The organism is Streptomyces uncialis (genome assembly GCF_001905345.1).
Classification (GTDB): Bacteria; Actinomycetota; Actinomycetes; order Streptomycetales; family Streptomycetaceae; genus Streptomyces; species Streptomyces uncialis.
The window spans coordinates 1,993,735-2,018,837 of the sequence record NZ_LFBV01000001.1; the positions used below are offsets into that span (position 1 = coordinate 1,993,735).

The following is a 25,103-nucleotide window of genomic DNA, read 5'->3' on the forward strand; positions in this document are numbered from 1 at the left end:
TGCCCGCTCAGGCGTGCCGTACGCGGATCTCCGGGGAGAGCGGACCGGGCCACGCGGGCCCCGCTCAGCCCCGTACCAGTGCGTATGTCTGCGTGGCGATCTCCAGTTCCTCGTCGGTCGGGACCACGGCCACCGCGACCCGCGCGTACACGGGCGAGATCAGCCGGGGCTCGTCCCCGCGCACCGCGTTCAGCTCACCGTCCACCACCAGCCCCAGTTCCTCCAGTCCGGCGATCGCGGCCTCCCGCACCGGCGCCGCGTTCTCGCCGACACCCGCCGTGAACACCACCGCGTCCACCCGGCCCAGCACCGCGTAGTAGGCGCCGATGTACTTCCTCAGCCGGTGGATGTAGATGTCGAACGCGAGCCGCGCCGCCTCGTCACCCTCCTCGATCCGGCGCCGGATCTCCCGCATGTCGTTGTCGCCGCACAGCCCGACCAGCCCGCTCCGCTTGTTCAGCAGGGTGTCGATCTCATCGGTGTCCATGCCCGCGACGCGCTTCAGATGGAACACGACCGCCGGGTCGACATCCCCCGAACGGGTGCCCATCACCAGCCCCTCCAGCGGTGTCAGCCCCATCGAGGTGTCCTCGCACCGGCCGCCGCGCACCGCCGACGCCGAGGCGCCGTTGCCGAGGTGCAGCACGATCACATTGACCTCGGACGGCTCCTTGCCCAGCAGCTCCGCCGTCCGCCGGGACACATACGCGTGCGACGTGCCGTGGAAGCCGTAGCGGCGGATACGGTGCGCGTCGGCGGTCGCCACGTCGATCGCGTAGCGCGCCGCCGCCTCCGGCATCGTCGTGTGGAACGCCGTGTCGAAGACCGCGACCTGCGGCAGATCGGGACGCAGCTCCCGCGCGGTACGGATACCGGTCAGGTTCGCCGGGTTGTGCAGCGGCGCCACCGGGATCAGCCGCTCGATCTCCGCGAGGACCGCCTCGTCGATCAGCGTCGGCTCGGTGAAGTGCTTTCCGCCGTGCACCACCCGGTGCCCGATCGCGGCCAGCTCCGGGGAGTCCAGGCCCAGCCCGTCGGCGGCCAGTTCGGCGGCCACCGCCTTCAGCGCCGCCGCGTGGTCGGCGATCGGCTCCGTCCGCTCCCGGACCTCACCGCCCCCCGGCGGGGTGTGGACCAGCCGGGAGGAACCCTCCCCGATCCGCTCCACCAGCCCACCGGCCGGACGGGAGCCGTCCCGCATGTCGAGGAGCTGGTACTTCACCGACGAGGAGCCGGAGTTCAGGACGAGGACGCGGTGCGGACGGGCTTCGGTCACGGGTGGGGTGCCTTCTGCTGGGGGGACGGGTCGGGGGCCGGGGGCGGTCATACGGTGGGGGTCCCGGAGGGGTCCGACGGCGGTGCCGGGGGACGGGTGGCCGGGCCCTGTGCCTGGATCGCGGTGATGGCCACCGTGTTGACGATGTCCTGGACCAGGGCGCCGCGCGACAGATCGTTCACCGGCTTGCGCAGCCCCTGGAGCACCGGGCCGACCGCGATGGCGCCCGCCGAGCGCTGCACGGCCTTGTACGTGTTGTTGCCGGTGTTCAGGTCGGGGAAGATCAGCACGCTCGCCTGGCCCGCCACCGTCGACTCCGGCAGCTTGGTCGCCGCGACCGACGGTTCCACCGCCGCGTCGTACTGGATCGGGCCCTCGACCCGCAGATCGCTCCGCAGCGAGCGGACCAGCCCGGTCGCCTCCCGGACCTTGTCGACGTCCGCGCCCGAGCCCGAGGTGCCCGTCGAGTACGACAGCATCGCGATCCGGGGATCCACCCCGAACTGCTCGGCGGTCGCCGCCGACTGGATCGCGATGTCCGCGAGCTGCTCCGCGTCCGGGTCCGGGTTCACCGCGCAGTCGCCGTACACGAGGACCTTGTCGGCCAGGCACATGAAGAACACCGACGACACGATCTTCGCGCCCGGACTGGTCTTGATGATCTCGAACGCCGGACGGATCGTCGCCGCCGTCGAGTGCACCGAACCGGACACCATGCCGTCCGCCAGACCCTCCTGGACCATCAGCGTGCCGAAGTAGTTCACGTCCGCGACCACGTCGTACGCCAGCTCCACACTGACGCCCTTGTGCGCCCGCAGCTGCGCGTACCGCGCCGCGAAACGGTCCCGCAGCTCGGAGGTCTGCGGATCGACCAGATCGGCGTCCGCGAGATTCACCCCGAGGTCGGCGGCCTTCTTGCGGATCACCTCCACATCGCCCAGCAGCGTCAGGTCGCACACCCCGCGCCGCAGCAGCACGTCCGCCGCGCGCAGCACCCGCTCCTCGGTGCCCTCCGGCAGCACCACCCGCCGGCGGTCCTCGCGCGCCCGCTCCAGCAGCTTGTGCTCGAACATCATCGGGGTGACCCGGGTACTGCTCGGCGCCGAGATCCGGCTCATCAGCGCCGCCGTGTCGACATGCCGTTCGAACAGCCCGAGCGCGGTCTCCGCCTTGCGGGGCGTCGCCGCGTTCAGCTTGCCCTCCAGACCCGACAGCTCCGCCGCCGTCGGGAAGCTGTTCCCGGGCACCGAGACGACCGGGGTGCCCGGCGCGAGCCGCGCGGCCAGCGTCAGGATCTGCTCCGGCGGCCGCTCCCCGAGGGTCAGCAGCACCCCGGCTATCGGCGGGGTGCCCGAACTGTGCGCGGCGAGCGAGCCCACCACCAGGTCCGCGCGGTCCCCGGGCGTCACCACCAGACAGCCCGGGGTCAGCGCCGCCAGGAAGTTCGGCAGCATCGCCCCGCCGAACACGAAGTCCAGCGCGTCCCGGGCGAGCCCCGAGTCGTCGCCCAGCAGGACCGTGCCACCGAGGGCGTGCGTCACCTGCGCGACGGTCGGCGCCGACAGCGCGGGCTCGTCGGGCAGCACCCAGCACGGCACCGGCAGCCGGGACTCCAGCCGCTCATGGATGACATCACGGTCCTTCGGGTCCACCCGGTTCACCGCCAGCGCGAGCACATCGCAGCCCAGCGCCTCGTAAGCGCGGTACGCGTTACGGGCCTCCGCGCGTACCGACTCGGCGGTCTGCCCACGGCCGCCCACCACCGGCAGCACCGACGCCCCGAACTCGTTCGCGAGCCGGGCGTTCAGCGCCAGCTCGTCCGGGAGCTGCGTCGCCGCGTAGTCGGTCCCGAGCACCAGGACCACCTCGTACTCCTCGGCGACCCGGTGGAACCGGTCCACCAGCCGTGACACCAGCTCGTCGGTGCCCTGCTCGGCCTGGATCGTGGACGCCTCGTGGTAGTCCATGCCGTACGCCGACGCGGGGTCCTGGGACAGCCGGTAGCGGGCACGCAGCAGGTCGTACAGCCGGTCCGGACCGTCATGGACGAGGGGACGGAACACCCCCACGCGGTCGACCTGGCGGGTCAGGATCTCCATGACCCCCAGCTCCACGACCTGGCGGCCGTCGCCCCTGTCGATCCCGGTCACGTACACGCTGCGCGTCACGCGTGCCCTCCATCTCGTCGCCGCGCCCTGCTTTCGCCTGCGTCCGATTTATGATCGTTTCAGCGCGGTCGGTGTGTGATTCGTAGTCTGCTCTTGACAATACCTGTGTGGCTGGTTACAGCGCCCGCCGGACCGCGACCGCCCCGTGACGGGGGAGCCTGCCCGCGATCCGCCGGTCCAAAGTGGCGGGAGGGGACACGGCGCGGCGCCGGATGTGCCACCGTGGAACAATCGGACCGGCTCATCAGGATCAGCAGCGAGCAGGAGACAGAGCACGATGCGTATCGGAGTACTCACCGCAGGCGGCGACTGCCCGGGCCTGAACGCAGTGATCCGTTCGGTCGTGCACCGGGCCGTCACCCATCACGGCGACGAGGTCATCGGCTTCGAGGACGGCTACGCCGGGCTCCTCGACGGGCGCTACCGTCCCCTCGACCTCAACGCAGTCAGCGGCATCCTCGCCCGCGGCGGCACCATCCTCGGCTCCTCCCGGCTGGAGCGGGACCGCTTCCGCGCGGCCTGCGAGAACATCCGCCAGCTGGCCAAGGAGATCGGCTTCGACGTCCTCATCCCGATCGGCGGCGAGGGCACGCTGACCGCCGCGCGGATGCTCGCCGACGCGGGTCTCCCGGTCGTCGGGGTCCCCAAGACCATCGACAACGACATCTCCTCCACCGACCGCACCTTCGGCTTCGACACGGCCGTCGGGGTCGCCACCGAGGCGATGGACCGGCTCAAGACCACGGCGGAGTCCCACCAGCGGGTCATGGTCGTCGAGGTCATGGGACGGCACGCCGGGTGGATCGCCCTGGAGTCCGGGATGGCCGCGGGAGCCCACGGCATCTGTCTGCCGGAGCGCCCGTTCGACCCGGACGACCTGGTCGCCCTGGTCGAGGAACGCTTCTCGCGCGGCAAGAAGTTCGCCGTGATCTGTGTCGCCGAGGGCGCCCACCCGATCGAGGGGTCGATGGACTACCAGAAGGGCGAGATCGACCGGTTCGGTCACGAGCGCTTCCAGGGCATCGGCACCGCGCTCGCCTTCGAGCTCCAGCGGCGCCTCGGCAAGGAGGCCAAGCCGGTCATCCTCGGCCATGTCCAGCGGGGTGGGACGCCCACCGCGTACGACCGCGTCCTCGCCACGCGGTTCGGCTGGCACGCGGTGGAGGCGGCGCACCGGGGGGAGTCCGGCAAGATGACCGCGCTGCGGGGTACGGACGTCGTCATGGTTCCCCTCGCCGACGCGGTCACCGAACTCAAGACGGTCCCGAAGGACCGCATGGACGAGGCGGAGTCGGTCTTCTAACGGGTCGCCTTCGCTCGCGCTTCCGAGGTCCGTCCGGCTGGACGTACTTCGTTCCCGTGCGGGCCGTTCGTGGGTGCGCAGTTCCCCGCGGGTCGCCTTCGCTTGCGCTTCCGAGGTCTGTCCGGCTGGGCGTACTTCGTTCCTGTGCGGGCCGTTCGTGGGTGCGCAGTTCCCCGCGCCCCTGGGGTTCCACACCTGGACGTACCTGTTCCCGTGCGGGTCGTTCGTGGGTGCGCAGTTCCCCGCGGGTCGCCTTCGCTTGCGCTTCCGAGGTCTGTCCGGCTGGGCGTACTTCGTTCCTGTGCGGGCTGTCCGTGGGTGCGCAGTTCCCCGCGCCCCTGAAGGGGCGCCCACCTGGGGCTGCCGTCAGGGTGCGGGCGGTCAGCGACCGGGGCCGGGGTTCAAACCCTCCTCGTCCCGCAGTCGCATGGCTGCGGGAGGGGGTGGGCGGGAATCTCTGCCCGCAGACTCCGATGCTCTTCAGTAGCTCCGCTGGACGTCGTACCGAGCGCGTTGGAGCGAGGACGGAGAATCCCGACCGGCACCGACCCCAAGAACCGACCGGACGCGCCCCAAAGGGGCGCGGGGAACTGCGCACCCCACGAGCGACGGCACAGGAACAAGCGCGTCCAGCCGGACGGACCTCAGAGGCGCAAGCGAAGGCGACCCGCGGACAAAGAACACGCCCCCCGGGAGGACTACTCGCGCCAGCGGTAGTGCAGCTCGGGCCGCCCGATCTGCCCGTAGACCGGCGCCCGGGTAGCCCGCCCCGTCCCCGCGAGATGCTCCAGATACCGCCGCGCGGTGATCCGCGAGATCCCCACCACCTCCGCGGCCCCCGCCGCGGTCACCCCGTCCGGCGCGGCCCGCAAGGTCCGCACCACCCGCTCCAGCGTCGGCCCGCTCAACCCCTTGGGCAACTCCGCCGGCGCGGGCGCCCGAAGCGTCGCCAGCGCCCGGTCCACCTCGTCCTGCCCGCTCGCCTCCCCCGCCGCCGTCCGGAACTCCGAGTACCGCACCAGCCGGTCCCGCAGCGTGGCGAACGTGAACGGCTTCAGCACGTACTGCACGACCCCCAGCGACACCCCCTCCCGCACGATCGCGAGGTCCCGCGCCGAGGTCACCGCGATCACGTCCGCGTGATGCCCCGCCGCCCGCAACGACCGCGCGAGCGCCAGCCCGTGGCCGTCCGGCAGATGGAGGTCCAGCAGCAGCAGGTCCACCGCCTGCCGCTCCAGCGCGCGCCGCGCCTGCGCGGCCGTGTGCACCTTGCCGACCGCCGTGAACCCGGGCACCCGCTCCACGTACATCATGTGCGCGTCGGCGGCCACCGGGTCGTCCTCGACGACCAGCACCCTGATCCCGCTCACCGGACCACCTCCGTACCCGCTCCCGCCACGGCTCCTGATTCCGCCCCGCCCTGTGGCCGCAACGGCAGCCGTGCGGTGAAACGGGCGCCGCCGCCGGGCGCGCCCGAGACCGTCAGGGTGCCGCCGTGGCGGCTCACCGTCTGGCGGACCAGGGCGAGGCCCAGCCCCCGGCCGCCCGGCCGTCCTGGGGCGGCCTTGGTGCTCCAGCCGCGGTCGAAGATGGCGTCCGTGTGCGCCGGGTCCACCCCGGCCCCGGTGTCGCTGACGTCCAGGGTCAGCACCCCGTCCCCCGCGCCGGCCGTCACCGTGACGCGGGCGTGATGGGTGCCCTGCGCCGCGTCCATCGCGTTGTCGATGAGGTTGCCGAGGACGGTGACCAGGTCGCGTGGGGGCAGCGACGGCGGCAGCACCCCGTCGTCCAGACGGCTGTCGGGGGACACCAGCAGTTCCACCCCCCGCTCGTTGGCCTGCGCGGCCTTTCCCAGCAGCAGCGCCGCCAGCACCGGCTCGCCGACCGCCGCGACCACCTGGTCGGTGAGCGCCTGCGCCAGCTCCAGCTCGGCGGTCGCGAAGTCGACGGCCTCCCCGGCCCGGTCCAGCTCGATCAGCGACACCACCGTGTGCAGCCGGTTCGCCGCCTCATGGGCCTGGGAGCGCAGTGCCTGGGTGAACCCGCGTTCCGAGTCCAGTTCCCCCATCAGCGACTGGAGGTCGGTGTGGTCCCGCAGTGTCACCACCGTTCCGCGCCGCCCCCCGCTGGACACCGGCTGGGTGTTCACCACGAGGACCCGGCTCGCGCTCAGATGCAGCTCGTCCACCCGGGGTTCGGCGGACAGCAGCGCGCCCGTCAGCGACGGCGGCAGCCCCAGGTCCGCGACGGAACGGCCCACGGTGTCGTCCCCGGCCCCGAGCAGCTCACGCGCCCCGTCGTTGAGGAGGGCCACCTTCCGCTGTCCGTCGAGCATCAGCAGCCCCTCGCGCACCGCGTGCAGCGCGGCCTGGTGGTAGTCGTGCATCCGGCTGAGCTCGGCCGCGTTCATCCCGTGGGTGTGCCGCCGCAGCCGCGCGTTGATCACATACGTACCGATCCCGCCGAGCACCAGCGCGCCCGCCGCGACCGCGAGCAGCGCCATCACCTGGTCCCGGGCCTGCGCGCTGATCTCCTCGATGGTGATCCCGGCACTGACCAGCGCCACTATCGGCCCGTCCGGCGCCGCGCCCCCGGCCCCCGCCCCGTCACCCGTCACCGCCCCGTCCGCGGCGCCCGCGTACACCGGGGTGACGACACGGATCGACGGTCCCAGCGTCCCGGTGTACGTCTCCGCGAAGGTCTCCCCGCGCAGCGCGGGCCCGGTGTGACCGAGGAACGGGCCCCCGATCTGCCGCTCGTCGGGGTGCGTCCAGCGGATACCCGCCGTATCCATGATCGTCACGAAGTCGACCCCCGTCTCCCGCTGCACCCGCGCCGCGTACGGCTGGAGCTCCCGGGTCGGGTCCGGGCCGAGCACCGCCTCCCGCACCGAGGGGGACGCGGCCACCGCGCGGGCCGCCGCCTCCGCCTGCCTGCTGGCCGCCTGCTCCGCCTGGTGCCCGTCGCTCAGGTACGTGAACAGCGCGCAGCCCACCACGACGAGCGCGACCAGGACGACCTGCATCGCGAAGAGCTGAGCGGCCAGACTGCGCGGCCGGGGCACACGCGGTACACGGGTCAGCCGGGCGAGGGGCGCGGAGGGCCGGGACCGGCGGGCGGGGGACATGGCAACAGTCTGCACGCTCCCCGCGGCCGGGCCACGACGCGTGAACTCAATGAACGCAAGGGTGACCCCCCTCACAGGCTGGGAGATATTCACCGGGATCCGCCAGCCAGGACGTGAGCCGCACGCACTGAGCGCACCACGCGGGACGGCCCCGCCCGTTCCGTGCCACGCGGGAATTCACGGCATCCCGCGTCCGCCGGACCGCCGTCCTGTCCGTCCGCCCCAGTCGTCGTTGCCGAGGAGGCACCCGTGGCCGACACCGCCGTCGCCCCGCCCGCCAAGCGGGACCGCACCCACTATCTGTACATCGCCGTCATCGTCGCCGTGGCTCTCGGCATCACCATCGGCTTCGCCGCGCCGGACTTCGCCAAGGAACTCAAGCCGCTCGGCACCGGGTTCGTCGCCCTGATCAAGATGATGATCTCGCCGATCATCTTCTGCACGATCGTGCTGGGCGTCGGATCGGTGCGCAAGGCCGCGAAGATCGGCAAGGTCGGCGGTCTCGCGCTCGGCTACTTCATGGTGATGTCCGTCGCCGCGCTCGCCATCGGTCTGCTCGTCGGCAACATCCTCGACCCGGGCACCGGGATGGACCTCACCGACTCCGACAAGGAGGTCGGCCACGCCGCCGCCGAGGGCAGCAAGGGGACCGTGGACTTCCTGCTCGGGATCATCCCGGCGACCCTGGTCTCCGCGTTCACCGAGGGCGAGGTCCTCCAGACCCTGCTGGTCGCACTGCTCGTGGGCTTCGCGCTCCAGGCGATGGGCCGTACCGGCGAGCCGGTGCTGCGCGGTGTCGAGCACATCCAGCGGCTGGTCTTCCGCGTTCTCGCGATGATCATGTGGGCGGCCCCGGTGGGCGCGTTCGGCGCGATCGCCGCCGTGATCGGGGAGACCGGCGTGGACGCGCTCAAGGCGCTCGCCACGATCATGCTCGGCTTCTACGTCACCTGCGCGCTGTTCGTCGCGCTGGTGCTGGGCCTGCTGACCTGGGTCGTCGCCAAGGTCAACATCTGGCATCTGTTCCGCTACCTGGGCCGGGAGTTCCTGCTCATCCTGTCGACGTCGTCGTCGGAGTCCGCGCTGCCCCGTCTCATCGCCAAGATGGAGCACGTCGGGGTGAGCCGCCCGGTCGTCGGGATCACCGTCCCGACCGGGTACTCGTTCAACCTCGACGGCACGATGATCTATCTGACGATGGCCTCGCTGTTCATCGCGGAGGCCATGGGCCAGCCGATGGGCATCGGCCAGCAGATCGGGCTGCTGCTCTTCATGATGATCGCCTCCAAGGGCGCGGCCGGGGTGTCCGGTTCCGGGATCGCGGTCCTCGCGAGCGGACTCCAGTCGCACAAGCCCGCGCTGGTCGACGGCGTCGGCCTGATCATCGGCATCGACCGCTTCATGAGCGAGGCCCGCGCCCTCACCAACTTCGCGGGCAACGCGGTCGCCACCCTGCTGATCGGGGTGTGGACCAAGGAGGTCGACCGCGAGCGGGTCACCCGGGTCCTCGCCGGTGAACTGCCCTTCGACGAGCGGACCCTGCTGGACGACGGCCACGGCGGTACGCCGGAGCGGTCCGGGGACGACGACGTGCCGGCGCAGCGCGAAGCGGACGCGCGCGACGGCGGGAAGGAGCCGGTGAAGGCGTAACGCGGACCCTCGACGCGCCGCCCCCCACACACCGGCTTCTCGGCCCCGGAACCGCCCCTCAGGGGAACGGCTCCGGGGCTTTGCCGTATCCGGCGACCGGCCCCCCCCGGACGGCGGGTCCCTTACCCACAGGTGCGTACCCGACCAGAAAGTCGGTACTTGTGGGACTTTCCGGCCCCCGCGACGATGGAGACACCGCGAACGACCGTTCCGACGAAGGAAGTTACCGATGTCATCCAACGCCCCCACCTCCGCCGTCCCGACCGCCGCCACCGCCGCCGCCACGGGAGCCACGGCCGCTGCCAGGACCCCCGTCACGGTGCTCGGTCTCGGCGCGATGGGACGGGCGCTCGCCGCCGCGTTCCTGCGGGCCGGGCATCCGACCACCGTCTGGAACCGCTCCCCGGGCCGGGCCGACGAACTCGTCGCCCAGGGCGCGACAGAGGCCGCGACCGCCGCCGAGGCCGTCCGCGCCAGCCCGCTCGTCGTACTCATCGTGCTCGACCACAAGGCCGTCACCGCGGTCACCGAGGCGATCGCCGACGACCTGCCCGGCCGGACCCTCGTCAATCTGACCGCCGACACCCCCGACCGGGCCCGGGAGACCGCCGCGTGGGCCGCCGACCGGGGCATCGACTACCTCGACGGCTCCGTCATGGTCCCCGTCGACGTCATCGGCACCCCGCACGCGCTGCTCTTCCACGCCGGTCCCCGCGAACTGTTCGACCGGTACGCCGGAACCCTCGGCGCGCTCGGCGGACGGATCGAGTACGTCGGCGCCGAGTACGGTCTGGCCGCCGCCTACGACCTGGCGCTGCTCGACTACTTCTACGCGAGCATGTCCGGGCTGGTGCACGCCTTCGCCCTCGCCGAGGCGGAGGGCGCCGACCCGCTCGCCATCGGCCCGTTCTTCGACAGCATCACCGCGATCATGCCGCCCATCGCCGCGGAGATGGCCTCCGAGGTGGCGTCCGGCGAGTACCCCGGCGGCGGCGCGAACCTCGGGATGATGGCGGCCACCGTCGAGCACCTGGTCGAGGTGTCCGAGCACCGGCGCCTGGACACCGGTGTCCTGCACGCCATCAAGTCCGTCGCGGACCGGACCCTCGCCGCGGGCCGCGCCAAGGAGGGCTGGACCGCGACGGTGGACGTGGTGCGCCCCGCCGACCGGAGCTGAGCTGCGCCCCGCGCCGGGTACCGCTGCACCCCGGTCGGGCGCGGCACCCGGCGCGGGAGCCGTCCTGGGCGGCGGTCCCGCCGGCCGCCGCCGGGTCCCGGGGCCCGGCCCCCGTCCGGCCCCCCTGGCGCCTACGGTCCGCCGGGCCGCTGCCGATGACCGCGCACGGCGGCCCGCCGGACCGGGTGCTTGCCCTGACGCCGACGTCAGGCCCTAGCGTCGGGGTATGCGCATCGGTGAACTCGCGGCGCGGGCGGGGACGACCCCCCGCGCCCTGCGGTACTACGAGACACGGGGGCTGCTGTCCGCGCGACGCGGGGAGAACGGCCACCGGGTCTACGACGAGGACGATCTGCGGCTGCTGCGGCAGATCCGTACGCTCCAGGACTTCGGCTTCGACCTGGAGGAGACCCGGCCGTTCGTGGAGTGTCTGCGGGCCGGTCACCCCGAGGGCGACTCCTGTCCCGCGTCCCTCGACGTGTACCGCCGCAAGCTCGCCGAACTCGATCTGCTGATGGCCGAACTGGCGGCCGTCAGGAGCCAGGTCGGGGAGCAGCTCGTACGCGCCGAGCGGGCCCGTGACGCGCTGGCCGCCGACGCGCTGGTTCCGGGAGGCCCGGAGCCCGGATGCGCCGTGTTCCCCGGGGACGTACCGGACGGGACCACGGACACACACGGAACGGAGGACGGACACACATGATCGGGACCAAGGGTCTGACCGAGGTGACGGACGAGGACTTCGCGGAGGTGGTGCTGGGGGCGGAGCTGCCGGTGCTGGTGAAGTTCACGGCGGACTGGTGCCCGCCGTGCCGCATGATCGCCCCCGTGCTGGCCGAGATCGCGCGGGAGGAGTCCCACCGGCTGCGGATCGTCCAGCTCGACGTGGACACCAGTCCGGCGACCGCCGCCCGCTACGGGGTGCTGTCGGCGCCGACGCTCACGGTGTTCCGGGGCGGCGAGCCGGTGTGGTCGGTGGTGGGCGCCCGCCCCAAGCGCAAGCTCCTGGCGGAGCTGGCCGAGGTGGTCTGAGCCCGGGCCGGCCGCCGGGACCGCGCACCGCCCGCCACCGGCCCCGGCACCGCCCGCCGCCGGACCGCGCACCGCCGAAAGGACAGCGGCCCGCCGCCGTGCCAGAGTGAGGAACGGAGGGGATATCGCGGTACCGGTTCCGGTACCGCGCACGGCCGTGTTCTGGAGGTCTCGCGAAATGCCCGAGATCAATGAAGCCTATGCGCCCGGTACCCCGTGCTGGGTGGGTCTGACGGCGCAGGACCAGCGTGCCGCGATGGATTACTACGGCACGCTCTTCGGCTGGACCGGTGAGGTCGGCCCGGCGGAGTACGGCGGTTACGCCGTGATGGAGAAGGACGGCAGAGCGGTCGCCGGGATCAGCCCGGCGATGGCCCCCGAGGGACAGCCGGAACCGCCCCATGTGTGGACGACGTTCCTGGCGAGCGACGACGCGGACGCGACCGCGCGGCGGATCTCCGACGCGGGCGGCGCGGTGCTGTTCGGCCCGGACGCCGTGGGCACCCTGGGCCGGATGGTCGTCGCCTCGGACGCGACGGGCGCGGTGTTCGGCGTCTGGGACCCTCAGGACTTCATCGGCGCGGGCCGGGTCAACGAGCCCGGTTCGGTGATCTGGTGCGACTGCAACACCCGTGATCTGCCGGCCGCCGCCGCGTTCTACGAGGCCGCCCTGGGACTCAAGGCGCACCGCGTCGACGAGGCGTCCGGCGACTATCTCGGCCTGTTCACCGAGGCCGCGCCGGACCGCCCGGTCGGCGGGGTCGGTGACATGGGCGACCGGTTCCCGCCGGAGGTGCCCCCGCACTGGATGACGACGTTCGCGGTGGCCGACCTCGCGGACACCGTCGCGACGCACCGCGAGGCGAACGGCACGGTCGTCCAGGAACCGACGAGGACGCCCTGGGGCGAGATGGCACTGCTCGTCGACCCGTGGGGCGCCCCCTTCGGCGCGATGCAGCCCGGCGGTTCCTGACCCCGGACCCGGGCCGGGCGCCCCCTCCGGACCCGGCCCGGGCACCCGTCCCGCCCGGCCCGGCCCGGTCAGCCGCCGTCCCTGCCCCCGTCCCCGGGCGCCGCCCGCCGGTACGTCGTGACCAGGACCCCGTTCTCCGTGGCCCCGCTGTCCACCAGCGCCAGCCGCCGGGGTGCCGAGCCCTGGTCGAAGAGGCGTTTGCCGGTGCCGAGGAGCAGCGGGAAGGTCAGCAGCCGGTACTCGTCGACGGCGTCCAGCTCGATCAGGGTCCGCAGCAGTTCCCCGCTGCCGAGGACCAGGATCTCCCCGTCGGTCTCCCGCCGTACCCGGGCCAGTTCCGCGGGTAGGTCGGCCCCGAGCTGGAAGGAGTTCTCCCAGGTCAGCTCGGGTCGCGACCGGGACACCACGTACTTGGGCATCGCGTTCATCGCGGCGACCGCCGGGTCGGATGCGTCCGCGTACGGCCAGGTCGCGGCGAAGATGCCGTACGTCCTGCGGCCCAGGAGCAGGGCGGCGGCCCCCGCGGTGGCGGTGCTCATGAACGATTCCACCGTGGCGTCCACATAGGGCGGCACCCATCCGCCGTGCCCGAATCCGCCGTCGCGGTCCTCGTCGGGGGAGAGCACCGACTGCGTCACCCCGTCCAGTGACATGAACTCAACAGCTGCGAGGTGTCCCATGGTGGTGCTCCGATCGTCGTGTCGTGCGTTGTCCCGGGGTTGACCGGCGGCGGGGCGTGAAGTCATCGGTGCGCGCCCGGCGAATGCCGCGGAGCGCCGCCGGACCGGACGGACGGACGGGCGAACACGGACACGGGAACGACGGCGTCGGCAGCGGACCCGGATATCGAGCACGGCGGTAGGGATCGGCTTCACGACGCGGATCAGGCGATCAAAAAACCCCCGGGACAATTGACATCCGGGGGTTTGCCTTGCGTATATTTGTCGTTTCGCGATTTCGCGTGCCGTAATGCGGGCGAACAGCACGAAGAAGCTCAACAGGGCAAAGCCTATCGGGGTAGGAGTCGAATTGTCAAGCAGTGGAATTCCGGACTGCGGGGAACACGAGGACAAGGAATTGCGGACGGAACAGGAATTCGTCGACGGACTCCACCAGCGGGTCGATCTGCTGCGCTCCGGCACCGAACGCGCCGTCGCCGGAGCGCTCGCCCCCGTGGGCAACGGCCTCCAGGCCCGTATCGAACGCGACATCCAGGTGTACGAGCGGTCCGGCCTCCTCGCCGCGCTCGACGCCGTGGAGGGCTCCCTGTGCTTCGGCCGGATCGACCTCACCTCGGGGACCGTCCACCACATCGGCCGGATCGGCATCCGCGACGAGGACCCCGCCACCGGGGAACGCGTCCCCGTCCTCATCGACTGGCGCGCGCCCGTCGCACGCCCCTTCTACCTCGCGACCGGCCACACCCCGCTGGGACTGCGCCGCCGCAGACATCTGACCTGCGAGGGCCGTACGGTCACCGCCCTGCACGACGAGATCCTCGACCTCGGGGACACCTCCCGCACCGGCCACGAGGACCCCACCGGCGACGCCGTGCTGCTCGCCGCGCTCGACGCGGCCCGCACCGGACGGATGGGGGACATCGTCCGCACCATCCAGGCCGGTCAGGACCGGGTCATCCGCGCCCCCCACCAGGGCGTCCTGGTCATCGAGGGCGGCCCCGGCACCGGCAAGACCGCCGTCGCCCTGCACCGCGCCGCGTATCTGCTGTACGAGTACCGCGAACTCCTCGCCAAACGCGCGGTGCTGATCGTCGGACCCAACCCCGCCTTCCTCGGCTACATCGGCGAGGTGCTGCCGGCGCTCGGTGAGACCGGTGTCCTCCTCGCGACCGTCGGCGAGCTCTACCCCGGCGTCCGCGCCACCGTTACCGACACCCCCCGCGCCGCCGAGGTCAAGGGCCGCGCGGAGATGGCCGGGGTGCTCGCGGCCGTGGTCGCCGACCGCCAGGCCCTGCCCGACCCGGCGGTCCTGATCGAGCACGACCGCGACATCCTGCGACTGGACGCGGACCTCGTCCGGGTCGCCCGGGACCGCACCCGCGCCCTGGGCCTGCCGCACAACGCCGCCCGCGAACACTTCGAGGGCCACCTCCTCAACACCCTCACCGACCTGGTCGCGGAACGCATCGGCACCGACCCCTACGACGGCTCCAACCTCCTCGACCCCTCCGACCTCACCCAGATCCGCGACGAACTCGGCGCCGACCCCGAGGTGCACGCCGTCATCGACACCCTGTGGCCCCGGCTCACCCCCCAGCGGCTGCTCGCGGACTTCCTCGCGGACCCCACCCATCTCGCCCCCGCCGACGCGGCGGCCGTCCGGCGCACCGGCGGCGACTGGACCACCGCGGACGTACCCCTGCTCGACGAGGCCGCCGAACTCCTCGGGGAGGACGACCGGGCCGCCCGCACCGAAGCGGAACGCGAACGACTGCGCCGGATCGCCTACGCCCAGGGCGTCCTCGACGTGTCCTACGCCTCCCGCACCTACGAGTTCGAGGACGTGGACGACGAGGACTCCGAGGTGCTCGGCGCGCACGACGTCATCGACGCCGAGCGGATGGCCGAGCGGCACGAGGAGGACGACCACCGCGGCGCCGCCGAACGCGCGGCGGCCGACCGCACCTGGACCTTCGGCCACATCATCGTCGACGAGGCACAGGAACTGTCCGCGATGGCATGGCGGTTGCTGATGCGCCGCTCACCCACCCGCTCCATGACCCTGGTCGGTGACCCCGCGCAGACCGCCGACGAGGCCGGGGTCGGCTCCTGGGAACGCATCCTCGCCCCCTATGTCCAGGACCGCTGGGAGCACACCGTCCTCGGCGTCAACTACCGCACCCCGGCCGAGATCATGGACGCGGCGGCCCGGGTCGTCCGCGCCGAGCACCCCGGTTTCGAACCTCCGGAGTCGGTGCGTTCCACCGGCGCCCACCCCTGGGTCCGGGAGACCACCCCCGAGAAGCTCGCGGCGACCGTCGGTGACGCCGTCGCGGGCGCCCTGCCCGACGAGGGCCGGCTCGCCGTGATCGCGCCCCGCGCCCTGCACCCCGAACTGGCCCGCTCGCTGCCCGGGGTCACCGCCGGGGCCGCACCCGATCTGACCCGGCGGGTCGTCCTGCTCGACCCCCGGCAGTCCAAGGGGCTGGAGTTCGACACGGTGATCGTGGTCGAGCCGGGGGAGTACCGCACCAGCGACCTCTATGTGGCGATGACCCGGGCCACCCAGTCCCTGGGCCTGGTCCACACCGGCCACGACCCGCTGTCCGCGGCCCCGGCCGGATAGTCCCGGTGTGCGGTCCGGCCGGTCGCCGCGCGGGGACCGGCCGGACCGGGTCCGCGTCCGGCTACACCGGCCGCAGCCACACCGTCGCCAGCGGCGGCAGCGTCAGCCCGAGGCTCGTCGCCCGCCCGTGCGCGCCCCAGGGCTCCGCCTTCAGCGGGTCGGGGTTGCCGACCCCGCCGCCCCCGTACCGCACCGCGTCCGTGTTGAGGACCTCGTGCCACAGCGGTACGTCCCCGGGGACCCCGAGCCGGTAGTCGTGCCGGACGACCGGCGAGAAGTTCGACACCGACAGCAGCGGGGTCCCGTCGGCCGCGAAGCGCAGGAACGCGAAGACGTTGTCCTCCGCCGCGTCCCCCACCACCCACGAGAACCCCCCGGGATCGGTGTCCCGCTGCCACAGCGCGCCCTCCCGCCGGTACACCGTGTTCAGATCCCGCACCAGATCCCGCACCCCCCGGTGATCCGGCTCCGCCGAGTACGACGGGTCCAGCAGCCACCAGTCCGGTCCGTGCGCCTCGGACCACTCGGCGCCCTGCGCGAACTCCTGTCCCATGAAGAGCAGTTGCTTGCCCGGGTGGGCCCACATGAAACCGAGGTACGCGCGGTGGTCGGCCCGCTGCTGCCACCAGTCGCCGGGCATCTTCGACACCAGCGCCCGCTTGCCGTGCACGACCTCGTCGTGCGAGATCGGCAGTACGTAGTTCTCGCTGTACGCGTACACCATCGAGAACGTCATCTCATGGTGGTGGTACTTGCGGTGCACCGGCTCGTGCGCGATGTACTGGAGCGAGTCGTGCATCCAGCCCATGTTCCACTTCAGCCCGAAGCCCAGCCCGCCGAAGCCGTCCGGACCCACCTCGTGCGTGGGGCGGGTCACCCCGTTCCACGCCGTCGACTCCTCCGCCACGGTGATCACCCCGGGCACCCTGCGGTACACCGTCGCGTTCATCTCCTGGAGGAACGCCACCGCGTCCAGGTTCTCCCGGCCCCCGCGCTCGTTGGGCGACCACTCACCGGACTCCCGGGAGTAGTCCAGGTACAGCATCGACGCGACCGCGTCGACCCGCAGCCCGTCGATATGGAACTCCTCGCACCAGTACACGGCGTTCGCCACCAGGAAGTTCCGTACCTCCTTGCGGCCGTAGTCGAACTCCAGCGTGCCCCAGTCCGGGTGCGCGGCCCGTCCCGGGTCCCCGTGCTCGTACAGCGGGCGCCCGTCGAACTCGGCCAGCGCCCACTCGTCCCGGGGGAAGTGCGCGGGCACCCAGTCGACCAGCACCCCGATCCCCGCCCGGTGCAGCGCGTCCACCAGGTACTTGAAGTCGTCGGGGGAGCCCAGCCGGGAGGTCGGCGCGTAGAAGCCGGTGATCTGGTAGCCCCAGGAACCGCCGAACGGATGCTCCGCGACCGGCATCAGTTCCACATGCGTGAACCCGAGATCCTTGACATACCCGGGCAGCTGCTCCGCGAGCTGACGGTACGTCAACCCCGGCCGCCAGGACGCGAGATGCACCTCGTACACCGAGAACGGGGCCTCGTGCACGGCCGGGGTGCCGCGCCGGGCCAGCCACTCGGCGTCCCCCCACTCGTAGGTCGAGGCGTGCACGACCGACGCGGTCGCCGGTGGCACCTCGGTGTGCCGGGCCATCGGGTCGGCCCGCCGGGTCAGCGAGCCGTCCGGGCGGGTGATCTCGAACTTGTACAGCTCGCCCTCCCCGACCCCGGGCAGGAACAGCTCCCACACCCCGCTGGACCCCAGCGACCGCATCGGGAACCCCGTACCGTCCCAGTGGTTGAACGCCCCGATGACCCGGACCCCGCGCGCGTTCGGCGCCCACACCGTGAACCGGGTCCCCGCCACCCCCTGGTGCGTCAGCGGCCGGGCCCCGAGCGCGGTCCACAGCTCCTCGTGCCGTCCCTCACCGATGAGATGCAGATCGAACGCGCCGAGCGAGGGCAGCAGCGCGTACGGGTCGGCGGTGTCCACCTCGGCGCCCTGGTACGCGATCAGCAGCCGGTACGCCGCGGGCCGCGCGCCGGTCAGCAGCCCGCTGAAGAACCCGTCCCCGTCGTCGGCCAGCGCGGTCCGGACCCCGTCGGCGACGACGGTGACCCCGAGCGCGTACGGCCGCAGCACCCGTACGGCGGTCCCGCCCGGCACGGGGTGCGCGCCGAGCACGGCGTGCGGGTCGTGATGCGTCCCGTCGAGCAGCCGCCCACGGTCACCGTCCGGCACGGAGGCCGGGGACGGGGGTGCTTGGCGTGCGGTGGCGGTGTCCTCGGGGGAGCCGGGTACCGAGTCGTGCGCGGGCGTGGTGTCGTGCGTCAGGTCCGGCGGTGCGGTGACCTGCCGGGCGGCGACCAGGTGCGCGACGGTCGGGTGGTCCGGTGCCGGGTCCACGGGGGCCGGGCGGGCGACGGGTTCGGATCCTGGTGCGGCTGCGGCTGCGGCTGCGGCTGCGGCTGCGGCGGGCCTGGCGGTACGGGGCGACCGCCGGTCCTTGTCCCCGGCCGCCTTCCCGGTGATCCGGGCCGCACGGCCCGCCGTCCGCCCGGTCCTCGGTGCCGTGTCCGCGCCGCTCTTCGCGGGCGGCGGGCCGTCCGGGGCGGCGGGCGCGGTCTTCCGCCCGGGGGCGCGCGGGGCGGGCGGCGCCTGGTCGGCGGCCGTCGGCGCGGGGGCCGTCGGTACGGCCTCGGGGTCCGGCGGTTCGCTGGTGGCGGGGCGACGTGTCACGGGGGAATGCCTCCTCGGCGGAGCCGGGTCGATGGACTTCGGACTGCGGGACGGTGGCAGGGGACCGGGACAAGGCCAGGGGCGGCACAGGGGACAGGGGACGGTCAGGGGCGGGGGAGCGAGGGGGTGGCGAGGCGGGCCACGGCGGCGAGCGGGACGGGGAGCCAGTCGGGGCGGTGCCGTGCCTCGTACAGCACCTCGTACACCGCCTTGTCGGTCTCGTAGGCGCGCAGCAGCACCGGCTCATGGCGGGGGTCACGGCCGGACACCTCCGCGTACCCCGTGCAGTAGGCGGCCCGGCAGTCGTCGGCCCAGTCGGGGGACCAGGGGCGGTACTGCCGGGCCGCGTAGTCGAAGGACCGCAGCATCCCCGCGACATCGCGGACCGTGGGCTGCGGCAGTCGGCGTTCCGCGAGCGGGCGCGCGGGCTCCCCCTCGAAGTCGATCAGGGACCACTCGCCGTCCGGGGCCCGCAGACACTGCCCGAGGTGCAGATCGCCGTGCACCCGCTGGGCGGTCCAGGACAGCTGTCCCGTACCGAGTTCGCCGAGCGCCTCGAAGGCGGTGCGCAGTCCGTCGGCGTACGGGCGCAGCGCGGGCACCGCGCGGGCGGTGGTGTCGAGGCGGTTCGCCATGCTCCGGGACAGTGCCTCGATCTGGGCGCGGCCGAGGCTGACCGGGGGCAGCGCGCGGGCGAGCGCGCCGTGCACCTCGGCGGTGGCCCGGCCGAGCGCGTGGGCCTGCGGAGTGAAGGGGCCGCCCCGGGCGAGCGAGTCGAGGGCCAGTTCCCAGCCGTCGTCGGCGCTCTTGAGGAACGGCTGGAGCACGCCCAGCACCAGGGCCCCCTCCCGTCGCGCGGAGGCCGTGCCCTCGTCGACCGCCGTCCCCCGGGCGCCCACGTCCGCGCAGAACCAGGCGGCGGGCGGCGGCACCCGTCGGCAGCCCTCGGTGGCGAGGGCGAGCGGCAGCTCCAGATCGGGGTGGGTACCGGGGACGATCCGGCGGAAGAGTTTGAGGATGAACGTATCTCCGTACACCAGTGAGGAGTTCGACTGTTCGGCTCCGAGCACCCGGGGGACGAGACCGGACGGGATCTCGGTGGCCCCGGTCCGCTCGAAGCGCAGTTCCCCGACCCGGGCGCGCATCCGCAGCGCTTCGAGGAGGACATCGGCCAGTCGCGGGTCGTACAGCGCGTCGTACACGGTGGCGCCGCGCAGCGGACCGCGTTCGGGGCGGCCGATGAGGGCGGGCGCGAGGGACGGCGGCAGGGTGCGCCGGACCCCGACGAGCAGCTGGTAGCAGTCGGCGGTGGGTCCGGTGGGGGAGCTCTGCTCGGCCCGTACCAGCACATGCAGCAGCCGGGGGACGGCGCCCGGCGGGAGCAGTTCCGTCGCCGACACCACCGTGAAACCGTTCACCGGACGCCCCTTCCCGGCGAACCACCGCTGCCGGGGCAGCCAGGTCAGCAGCAGGGGGCCGAGGGACGCGATCAGTTCCTGGGAGCGGGCGGGCGTCCGGCCGTCCCGGGTGACGGCTTCCGGCATGGCGTCGCTCCTTTCTGGCGGGGCGCCTTGTGCGGTTCGGGTGGGTGGATGGTGCCGGGGCCGCCGGTCCGCGCCGGGGAGCGCCCGCCGGGTCGGCGCCCCCGGGGCGGGCGCGCCCCGGGAACCTCCGTGCGCCCGGCCGACCGGACCGACCGGACCGACCGGGCAGGTCGCTCCGGCCGGTCGGGCCAGGCGGGCCGGTCGGGCCAGGCGGGCCAGGCGGGCCAGGCGGGCCGACCCGACCGGGCGGCCGGACCGGTCCGGCTCAGCCGTCCCGGTCGCCGGACGGGGGCAGGGCGCCGGCGCGGCCGACGACCGTCGTGGCGGCGTCCGGGCGGGACTCCTCGCGCAGCCGGAACCAGTAGAAGCCGTGCCCGGCCAGGGTCAGCAGATACGGCAGCTCACCGATCGCGGGGAACCGCACCCCGCCGATCAGCTCCACCGGATGCCGCCCGTTGAACTGCCGCAGGTCCAGCTCCGTGGGCTGGGCGAAGCGGGAGAAGTTGTGCACGCACAGCACCAGGTCGTCGTCGCCGCCGTCGTCCCGCGCGGGCGCCTCCCGCAGGAACGCGAGGACCGCCGGGTTGGACGACTGGAGTTCCGTGTACGAGCCGGTGCCGAAGGCCGGGTTCTGCTTGCGGATCTCGATCATCCGGCGGGTCCAGTGCAGCAGCGACGACGGGGACGACATCGACGCCTCGACATTGGCGACCTGGTAGCCGTAGACCGGGTCCATGATGGTCGGCAGATACAGCCGCCCCGGGTCGCAGGACGAGAAGCCCGCGTTCCGGTCGGGGGTCCACTGCATGGGCGTGCGCACGGCGTCGCGGTCGCCGAGCCAGATGTTGTCGCCCATCCCGATCTCGTCGCCGTAGTAGAGGATCGGCGAGCCGGGCAGGGACAGCAGCAGGGCGGTGAACAGCTCGATCTGGTTGCGGTCGTTGTCGAGCAGCGGCGCCAGTCGGCGGCGGATGCCGATGTTGGCCCGCATCCGCGGGTCCTTGGCGTACTCCGCGTACATGTAGTCGCGTTCCTCGTCGGTGACCATCTCCAGCGTCAGCTCGTCGTGGTTGCGCAGGAAGATGCCCCACTGGCAGCCGTCGGGGATCGCCGGGGTCTTCGACAGGATCTCGGAGACCGGGTAGCGGGACTCACGCCGCACCGCCATGAAGATCCGGGGCATCACCGGGAAGTGGAACGCCATATGGCACTCGTCACCGCCCTTGGTGTAGTCCCCGAAGTAGTCGACCACGTCCTCCGGCCACTGGTTGGCCTCCGCGAGGAGCACCGTGTCCGGGTAGTGGGTGTCGATCTCCGCGCGGACCCGGCGCAGCATCTCGTGGGTGGCGGGCAGGTTCTCGCAGTTGGTGCCCTCCTCCACGTACAGATAGGGGACCGCGTCGAGCCGGAAGCCGTCGATGCCGAGGTCCAGCCAGAACTTCAGCGCGGCGACGATCTCCTCCTGCACGGCCGGGTTGTCGAAGTTCAGGTCCGGCTGATGGGAGAAGAACCGGTGCCAGTAGTACTGCTTGCGCACCGGGTCGAACGTCCAGTTGGACGCCTCCGTGTCGACGAAGATGATCCGCGCGTCCTGGTACTGCTTGTCGTCGTCCGCCCAGACGTAGTAGTCGCCGTACGGCCCGTCGGGATCGGCGCGGGACTCCTGGAACCACGGATGCTGATCGCTGGTGTGGTTCATCACGAAGTCGATGATCACGCGCATGCCCCGCTGATGGGCGGCGTCCACGAACTCCACGAAGTCCGCCAGGTCACCGAACTCGGGCAGGACCGCCGTGTAGTCCGACACGTCGTAACCACCGTCCCGCAGCGGGGACTTGAAGAACGGCGGCAGCCACAGACAGTCGACGCCCAGCCACTGGAGATAGTCCAGCCGGGCGGTGAGGCCCCTCAGATCACCGACGCCGTCGCCGTTGCTGTCCTGGAACGAGCGGACGAGGACCTCGTAGAAGACGGCCCGTTTGAACCACTGAGGATCGCGGTCCTTGGCCGGGGTGTCCTCGAACGTGTCGGGGACGGGTTCGTTGACGATCATGGTGTGGGTGACCCTCCGATCGGTGAGGACGGTCGCAGGACGGTGAGGATGTGCGCGGGGGCGCGGCCCGGTTCGAGGCGCACATAATTGGTCCTGCCCCAGTGGTAGGTCTCGCCGGTGAGCTCGTCGCGCACCGGTACGGACTCGTGCCGGCCGAGTCCGAGTAGCGGCATGTCCAACGACACCGTGGTCTCCTGGGTATGGTGCGGATCGAGGTTCACGATCACCAGAACCGTGTTCGATCCGGCGGGCCCCCCGGCGCTCTTCGAGTAGGCGATCACCTCCTCCTTGTCGGTGTGGTGGAAGTGCAGGTCCCGCAGCTGCTGGAGCGCGGGACTGCGCCGCCTGATCCGGTTCAGCGCGGTGATCAGCGGGGCGATGCTGCGCCCCGCGCGCTCGGCCGCCTCCCAGTCGCGGGGCCGCAGCGCGTACTTCTCGGAGTTCCGGTACTCCTCGCCGCCCTCCCGCAGGGGCGTGTTCTCGCACAGCTCGTAGCCGCTGTAGACACCCCAGGACGGCGACAGCGTGGCCGCGAGGACGGCCCGCGCCTCGAACGCGGGACGACCGCCGCGCTGGAGGTAGGCGGGCAGGATGTCGGGGGTGTTGACGAAGAAGTTGGGCCGCATCACCGCCGCCGACCTACCCGTCAGCTCGGTCAGGTACTCCGTCAGCTCCCGCTTGGTGTTGCGCCAGGTGAAGTACGTGTACGACTGCTGGAACCCGATCTCGGCCAGCGTACGCATCATGGCCGGGCGTGTGAACGCCTCGGCCAGGAAGACGACGTCCGGATCGGACGCGTTCACCTTGGCGATGACCCGCTCCCAGAAGACCACGGGCTTGGTGTGCGGATTGTCGACCCGGAAGATCCGCACCCCCCGCGCCATCCAGAACCGCAGCACCCGCACGGTCTCCCGGACCAGGCCGTCCATGTCCTTGTCGAACGCGATCGGGTAGATGTCCTGGTACTTCTTCGGCGGGTTCTCCGCGTAGGCGATCGTGCCGTCGGGCCGGTGGTGGAACCAGTCCGGGTGCTTGGTCACCCACGGATGGTCGGGGGAGCACTGGAGCGCGAAGTCCAGCGCGATCTCCAGGCGCAGGTCACGGGCCCTGCGGACGAAGTCGTCGAAGTCGGCGAGGGTGCCGAGCTCCGGGTGGATCGCGTCGTGGCCGCCCTCCGGCGAGCCGATCGCCCAGGGCACCCCGGGGTCGTCCGGCCCGGCGGTCAGGGAGTTGTCGGGCCCCTTGCGGAAGGTGGTCCCGATCGGATGGACCGGCGGCAGGTACACCACGTCGAAGCCCATCGCGGCGATCGCGGGCAGCCGCTCGGCGGCGGTCCGCAGGGTCCCGGGGACCGGCCGCTTCCCGGGGACGACCCTGGCCCCCTCGGAACGCGGGAAGAACTCGTACCAGGACCCGAACAGCGCGCGTCCGCGCTCCACGAGCAGCGGCGCGGGCCGTGACACGGTGAGCAGGTCCCGCAGCGGATACCGGTCCAGCACCTCCGTGACCCCCGTGTCACGGGCGGCGGCGAGCCGGGCGGCGGGCGGTCGCGCGGTGTCCCGCAGCGCGTCCACCGCGGCGAGCACGGTCTCGCGGCGGCCCTTGCGCTTGGGCACCCCGGCGGCGGCCCGCTCGTGGAGCAGGGCCCCTTCCTCCAGCACGAGTTCGGTGTCGATCCCGGCCGGGATCTTGATCCCGGCGTGGGTGTGCCAGGTCGCGAGCGGATCGCCCCACGCCTCGACGGTGAACGTCCAGCGTCCCTCGACCGTGGGGGTGACGGTCGCGCCCCAGCGGTCGGTGCCCGGGGCGAGCTCGCGCATCGGAGCCGGTGGCGCGGCCCGGCCGTCCGGGTCGGTGAGGACGACCGCGGCTGACACGGCGTCATGACCCTCGCGGAACACGGTGGCGCTGACCTGGAAGGATTCATTCACCACCGCCTTGGCGGGCCTGCGCCCGTGATCGACGAGCGGGTGGAGATCCAGTACGGGAATACGGCCAATCGGCGAGTTCACGGCATCACCTTGGGGGCTCTGCGAGGCGGGTGGCTCGACTTTATGCGGCTTTTGCCCCCTTTGTATCGCGGGAAGGCCGACGGGCCGCGCGCGGGCATGACAGCCTCAGTCCGCGTTCACGCAGTTCACTCGTTCGGCCTGTCCTGCGGCCGTCCCCTGTGTCCCGGGGGTCGTTCCCTGTGTCGCCTGGATCGTTCCCTGTGTCCCCGGGGACGGTTCCGGGGCACGGCCGGGGCATGGCCGGGCCCCCGGGACCGGTGGGGGTCGCGGGGGCCGTGGGTGACCGGCAGCCGGATCGGCCAGGGCCGGCCGGACTGTCCGGTCAGGTCGAGATCAGGCCGGCCGGGCGGTCCGGGCCGGCCGGGCCGTTCGGGTCGGGCCGGGTTGTTCGGGTCGTGGGTCAGTTCTTGCGGTGGTTGATCTCGTCGGTCAGCTGGGGCAGGACCTTGAACAGGTCACCCACCACACCGAAGTCCACCAGATCGAAGATCGGCGCCTCCGCGTCCTTGTTCACCGCCACGATCGTCTTCGACGTCTGCATCCCCGCCCGGTGCTGGATCGCCCCCGAGATCCCGTTCGCCACATACAACTGCGGCGACACACTCTTCCCCGTCTGACCCACCTGACCCGCATGCGGATACCAGCCCGCGTCCACCGCCGCCCGCGACGCCCCCACCGCACCACCCAGCGCATCCGCCAGAGCCTCCACCACCCCGAAGCCCTCCGCACCCCCCACACCACGACCACCCGA

17 protein-coding genes are annotated in these 25,103 nt (G+C 72.4%); 7 read left to right on the forward strand and 10 right to left on the reverse strand.

Features of this window, described 5'->3' with window-relative positions; all coding sequences use genetic code 11:
- Positions 1-64 precede the first annotated feature (64 nt).
- Together AB852_RS08550 and pta are read right to left on the reverse strand one after the other, a co-directional pair.
- Complete coding sequence (locus AB852_RS08550; protein WP_073785066.1) at positions 65-1,276, reverse strand: acetate kinase; 1,212 nt, start codon at positions 1,274-1,276, stop codon at positions 65-67.
- Between the two features lie 47 nt (positions 1,277-1,323).
- Complete coding sequence (gene pta / locus AB852_RS08555) at positions 1,324-3,444, reverse strand: phosphate acetyltransferase (protein WP_073785068.1); 2,121 nt, start codon at positions 3,442-3,444, stop codon at positions 1,324-1,326.
- Between the two features lie 277 nt (positions 3,445-3,721).
- On the opposite strand from pta, the gene AB852_RS08560 reads away from it, so the two are divergent.
- Complete coding sequence (locus tag AB852_RS08560; protein ID WP_073785070.1) at positions 3,722-4,747, forward strand: 6-phosphofructokinase; 1,026 nt, start codon at positions 3,722-3,724, stop codon at positions 4,745-4,747.
- Between the two features lie 698 nt (positions 4,748-5,445).
- On the opposite strand, the gene AB852_RS08565 is transcribed toward AB852_RS08560, so the two are convergent.
- On the reverse strand, positions 5,446-6,060 hold the full coding sequence (locus AB852_RS08565) for a response regulator (RefSeq protein ID WP_399505461.1): 615 nt from the start codon (positions 6,058-6,060) through the stop codon (positions 5,446-5,448).
- Between the two features lie 53 nt (positions 6,061-6,113).
- Entirely contained in the window at positions 6,114-7,874 is a 1,761-nt protein-coding gene (locus AB852_RS08570; protein WP_073785074.1) for a sensor histidine kinase, read from the reverse strand.
- A gap of 249 nt (positions 7,875-8,123) precedes the next feature.
- On the opposite strand from AB852_RS08570, the gene AB852_RS08575 reads away from it, so the two are divergent.
- The 5 genes from AB852_RS08575 to AB852_RS08595 all read left to right on the forward strand — a co-directional run bounded on the left by AB852_RS08575 (position 8,124) and on the right by AB852_RS08595 (position 12,703).
- Positions 8,124-9,524, forward strand: coding sequence for a cation:dicarboxylate symporter family transporter (locus tag AB852_RS08575; RefSeq protein ID WP_073785075.1), 1,401 nt, complete (start codon positions 8,124-8,126; stop codon positions 9,522-9,524).
- 229 nt (positions 9,525-9,753) lie between these two features.
- Complete coding sequence (locus AB852_RS08580; RefSeq protein WP_079184367.1) at positions 9,754-10,701, forward strand: NAD(P)-dependent oxidoreductase; 948 nt, start codon at positions 9,754-9,756, stop codon at positions 10,699-10,701.
- 226 nt (positions 10,702-10,927) lie between these two features.
- On the forward strand, positions 10,928-11,401 hold the full coding sequence (locus tag AB852_RS08585; protein WP_073785077.1) for a MerR family transcriptional regulator: 474 nt from the start codon (positions 10,928-10,930) through the stop codon (positions 11,399-11,401).
- The gene (gene trxA, locus AB852_RS08590) at positions 11,398-11,730 is read left to right on the forward strand and encodes a thioredoxin (RefSeq protein ID WP_073785079.1); all 333 of its coding nucleotides are present in this window, start codon (positions 11,398-11,400) and stop codon (positions 11,728-11,730) included. The genes AB852_RS08585 and trxA overlap by 4 nt, the downstream gene beginning before the upstream one ends.
- Positions 11,731-11,908: 178 nt before the next feature.
- Complete coding sequence (locus AB852_RS08595) at positions 11,909-12,703, forward strand: VOC family protein (RefSeq protein ID WP_073785081.1); 795 nt, start codon at positions 11,909-11,911, stop codon at positions 12,701-12,703.
- Between the two features lie 68 nt (positions 12,704-12,771).
- On the opposite strand, the gene AB852_RS08600 is transcribed toward AB852_RS08595, so the two are convergent.
- Positions 12,772-13,383 (reverse strand): dihydrofolate reductase family protein, encoded by a 612-nt coding sequence (locus AB852_RS08600; protein WP_073785083.1) that lies wholly within the window; start codon positions 13,381-13,383, stop codon positions 12,772-12,774.
- 397 nt (positions 13,384-13,780) lie between these two features.
- Here AB852_RS08600 and AB852_RS08605 point away from each other — a divergent pair, with 397 nt between their 5' ends.
- Positions 13,781-16,009, forward strand: a complete 2,229-nt coding sequence (locus tag AB852_RS08605) for a HelD family protein (RefSeq protein WP_245876687.1) — start codon at positions 13,781-13,783, stop codon at positions 16,007-16,009.
- A gap of 61 nt (positions 16,010-16,070) precedes the next feature.
- Here AB852_RS08605 and glgB read toward each other — a convergent pair whose 3' ends face one another.
- The 5 genes from glgB to AB852_RS08635 all read right to left on the reverse strand — a co-directional run.
- On the reverse strand, positions 16,071-18,743 hold the full coding sequence (gene glgB, locus AB852_RS08610) for a 1,4-alpha-glucan branching enzyme (protein WP_245876644.1): 2,673 nt from the start codon (positions 18,741-18,743) through the stop codon (positions 16,071-16,073).
- Positions 18,744-18,847: 104 nt separating this feature from the next.
- Positions 18,848-20,287 (reverse strand): maltokinase N-terminal cap-like domain-containing protein, encoded by a 1,440-nt coding sequence (locus AB852_RS08615; protein ID WP_073785087.1) that lies wholly within the window; start codon positions 20,285-20,287, stop codon positions 18,848-18,850.
- A gap of 265 nt (positions 20,288-20,552) precedes the next feature.
- Complete coding sequence (gene treS, locus AB852_RS08625) at positions 20,553-22,340, reverse strand: maltose alpha-D-glucosyltransferase (RefSeq protein ID WP_073785091.1); 1,788 nt, start codon at positions 22,338-22,340, stop codon at positions 20,553-20,555.
- Positions 22,337-24,352, reverse strand: a complete 2,016-nt coding sequence (locus tag AB852_RS08630; RefSeq protein WP_107499147.1) for an alpha-1,4-glucan--maltose-1-phosphate maltosyltransferase — start codon at positions 24,350-24,352, stop codon at positions 22,337-22,339. The genes treS and AB852_RS08630 overlap by 4 nt, the downstream gene beginning before the upstream one ends.
- A gap of 400 nt (positions 24,353-24,752) precedes the next feature.
- Positions 24,753-25,103, reverse strand: a 351-nt coding sequence (locus AB852_RS08635) for an electron transfer flavoprotein subunit alpha/FixB family protein (RefSeq protein WP_073785713.1), incomplete at its 5' end; no start/stop codon positions are given.

Coding starts and splice junctions, on each gene's coding strand:
- AB852_RS08560 (WP_073785070.1), top strand. CDS start 3,722: ATGCGTATCGGAGTACTCACCGCAGGCGGCGACTGCCCGGGCCTGAAC.
- AB852_RS08565 (WP_399505461.1), bottom strand. CDS start 6,060: ATGATGTACGTGGAGCGGGTGCCCGGGTTCACGGCGGTCGGCAAGGTG.
- AB852_RS08570 (WP_073785074.1), bottom strand. CDS start 7,874: ATGTCCCCCGCCCGCCGGTCCCGGCCCTCCGCGCCCCTCGCCCGGCTG.
- AB852_RS08580 (WP_079184367.1), top strand. CDS start 9,754: ATGTCATCCAACGCCCCCACCTCCGCCGTCCCGACCGCCGCCACCGCC.
- AB852_RS08585 (WP_073785077.1), top strand. CDS start 10,928: ATGCGCATCGGTGAACTCGCGGCGCGGGCGGGGACGACCCCCCGCGCC.
- trxA (WP_073785079.1), top strand. CDS start 11,398: ATGATCGGGACCAAGGGTCTGACCGAGGTGACGGACGAGGACTTCGCG.
- AB852_RS08595 (WP_073785081.1), top strand. CDS start 11,909: ATGCCCGAGATCAATGAAGCCTATGCGCCCGGTACCCCGTGCTGGGTG.
- AB852_RS08600 (WP_073785083.1), bottom strand. CDS start 13,383: ATGGGACACCTCGCAGCTGTTGAGTTCATGTCACTGGACGGGGTGACG.
- AB852_RS08615 (WP_073785087.1), bottom strand. CDS start 20,287: ATGCCGGAAGCCGTCACCCGGGACGGCCGGACGCCCGCCCGCTCCCAG.
- treS (WP_073785091.1), bottom strand. CDS start 22,340: ATGATCGTCAACGAACCCGTCCCCGACACGTTCGAGGACACCCCGGCC.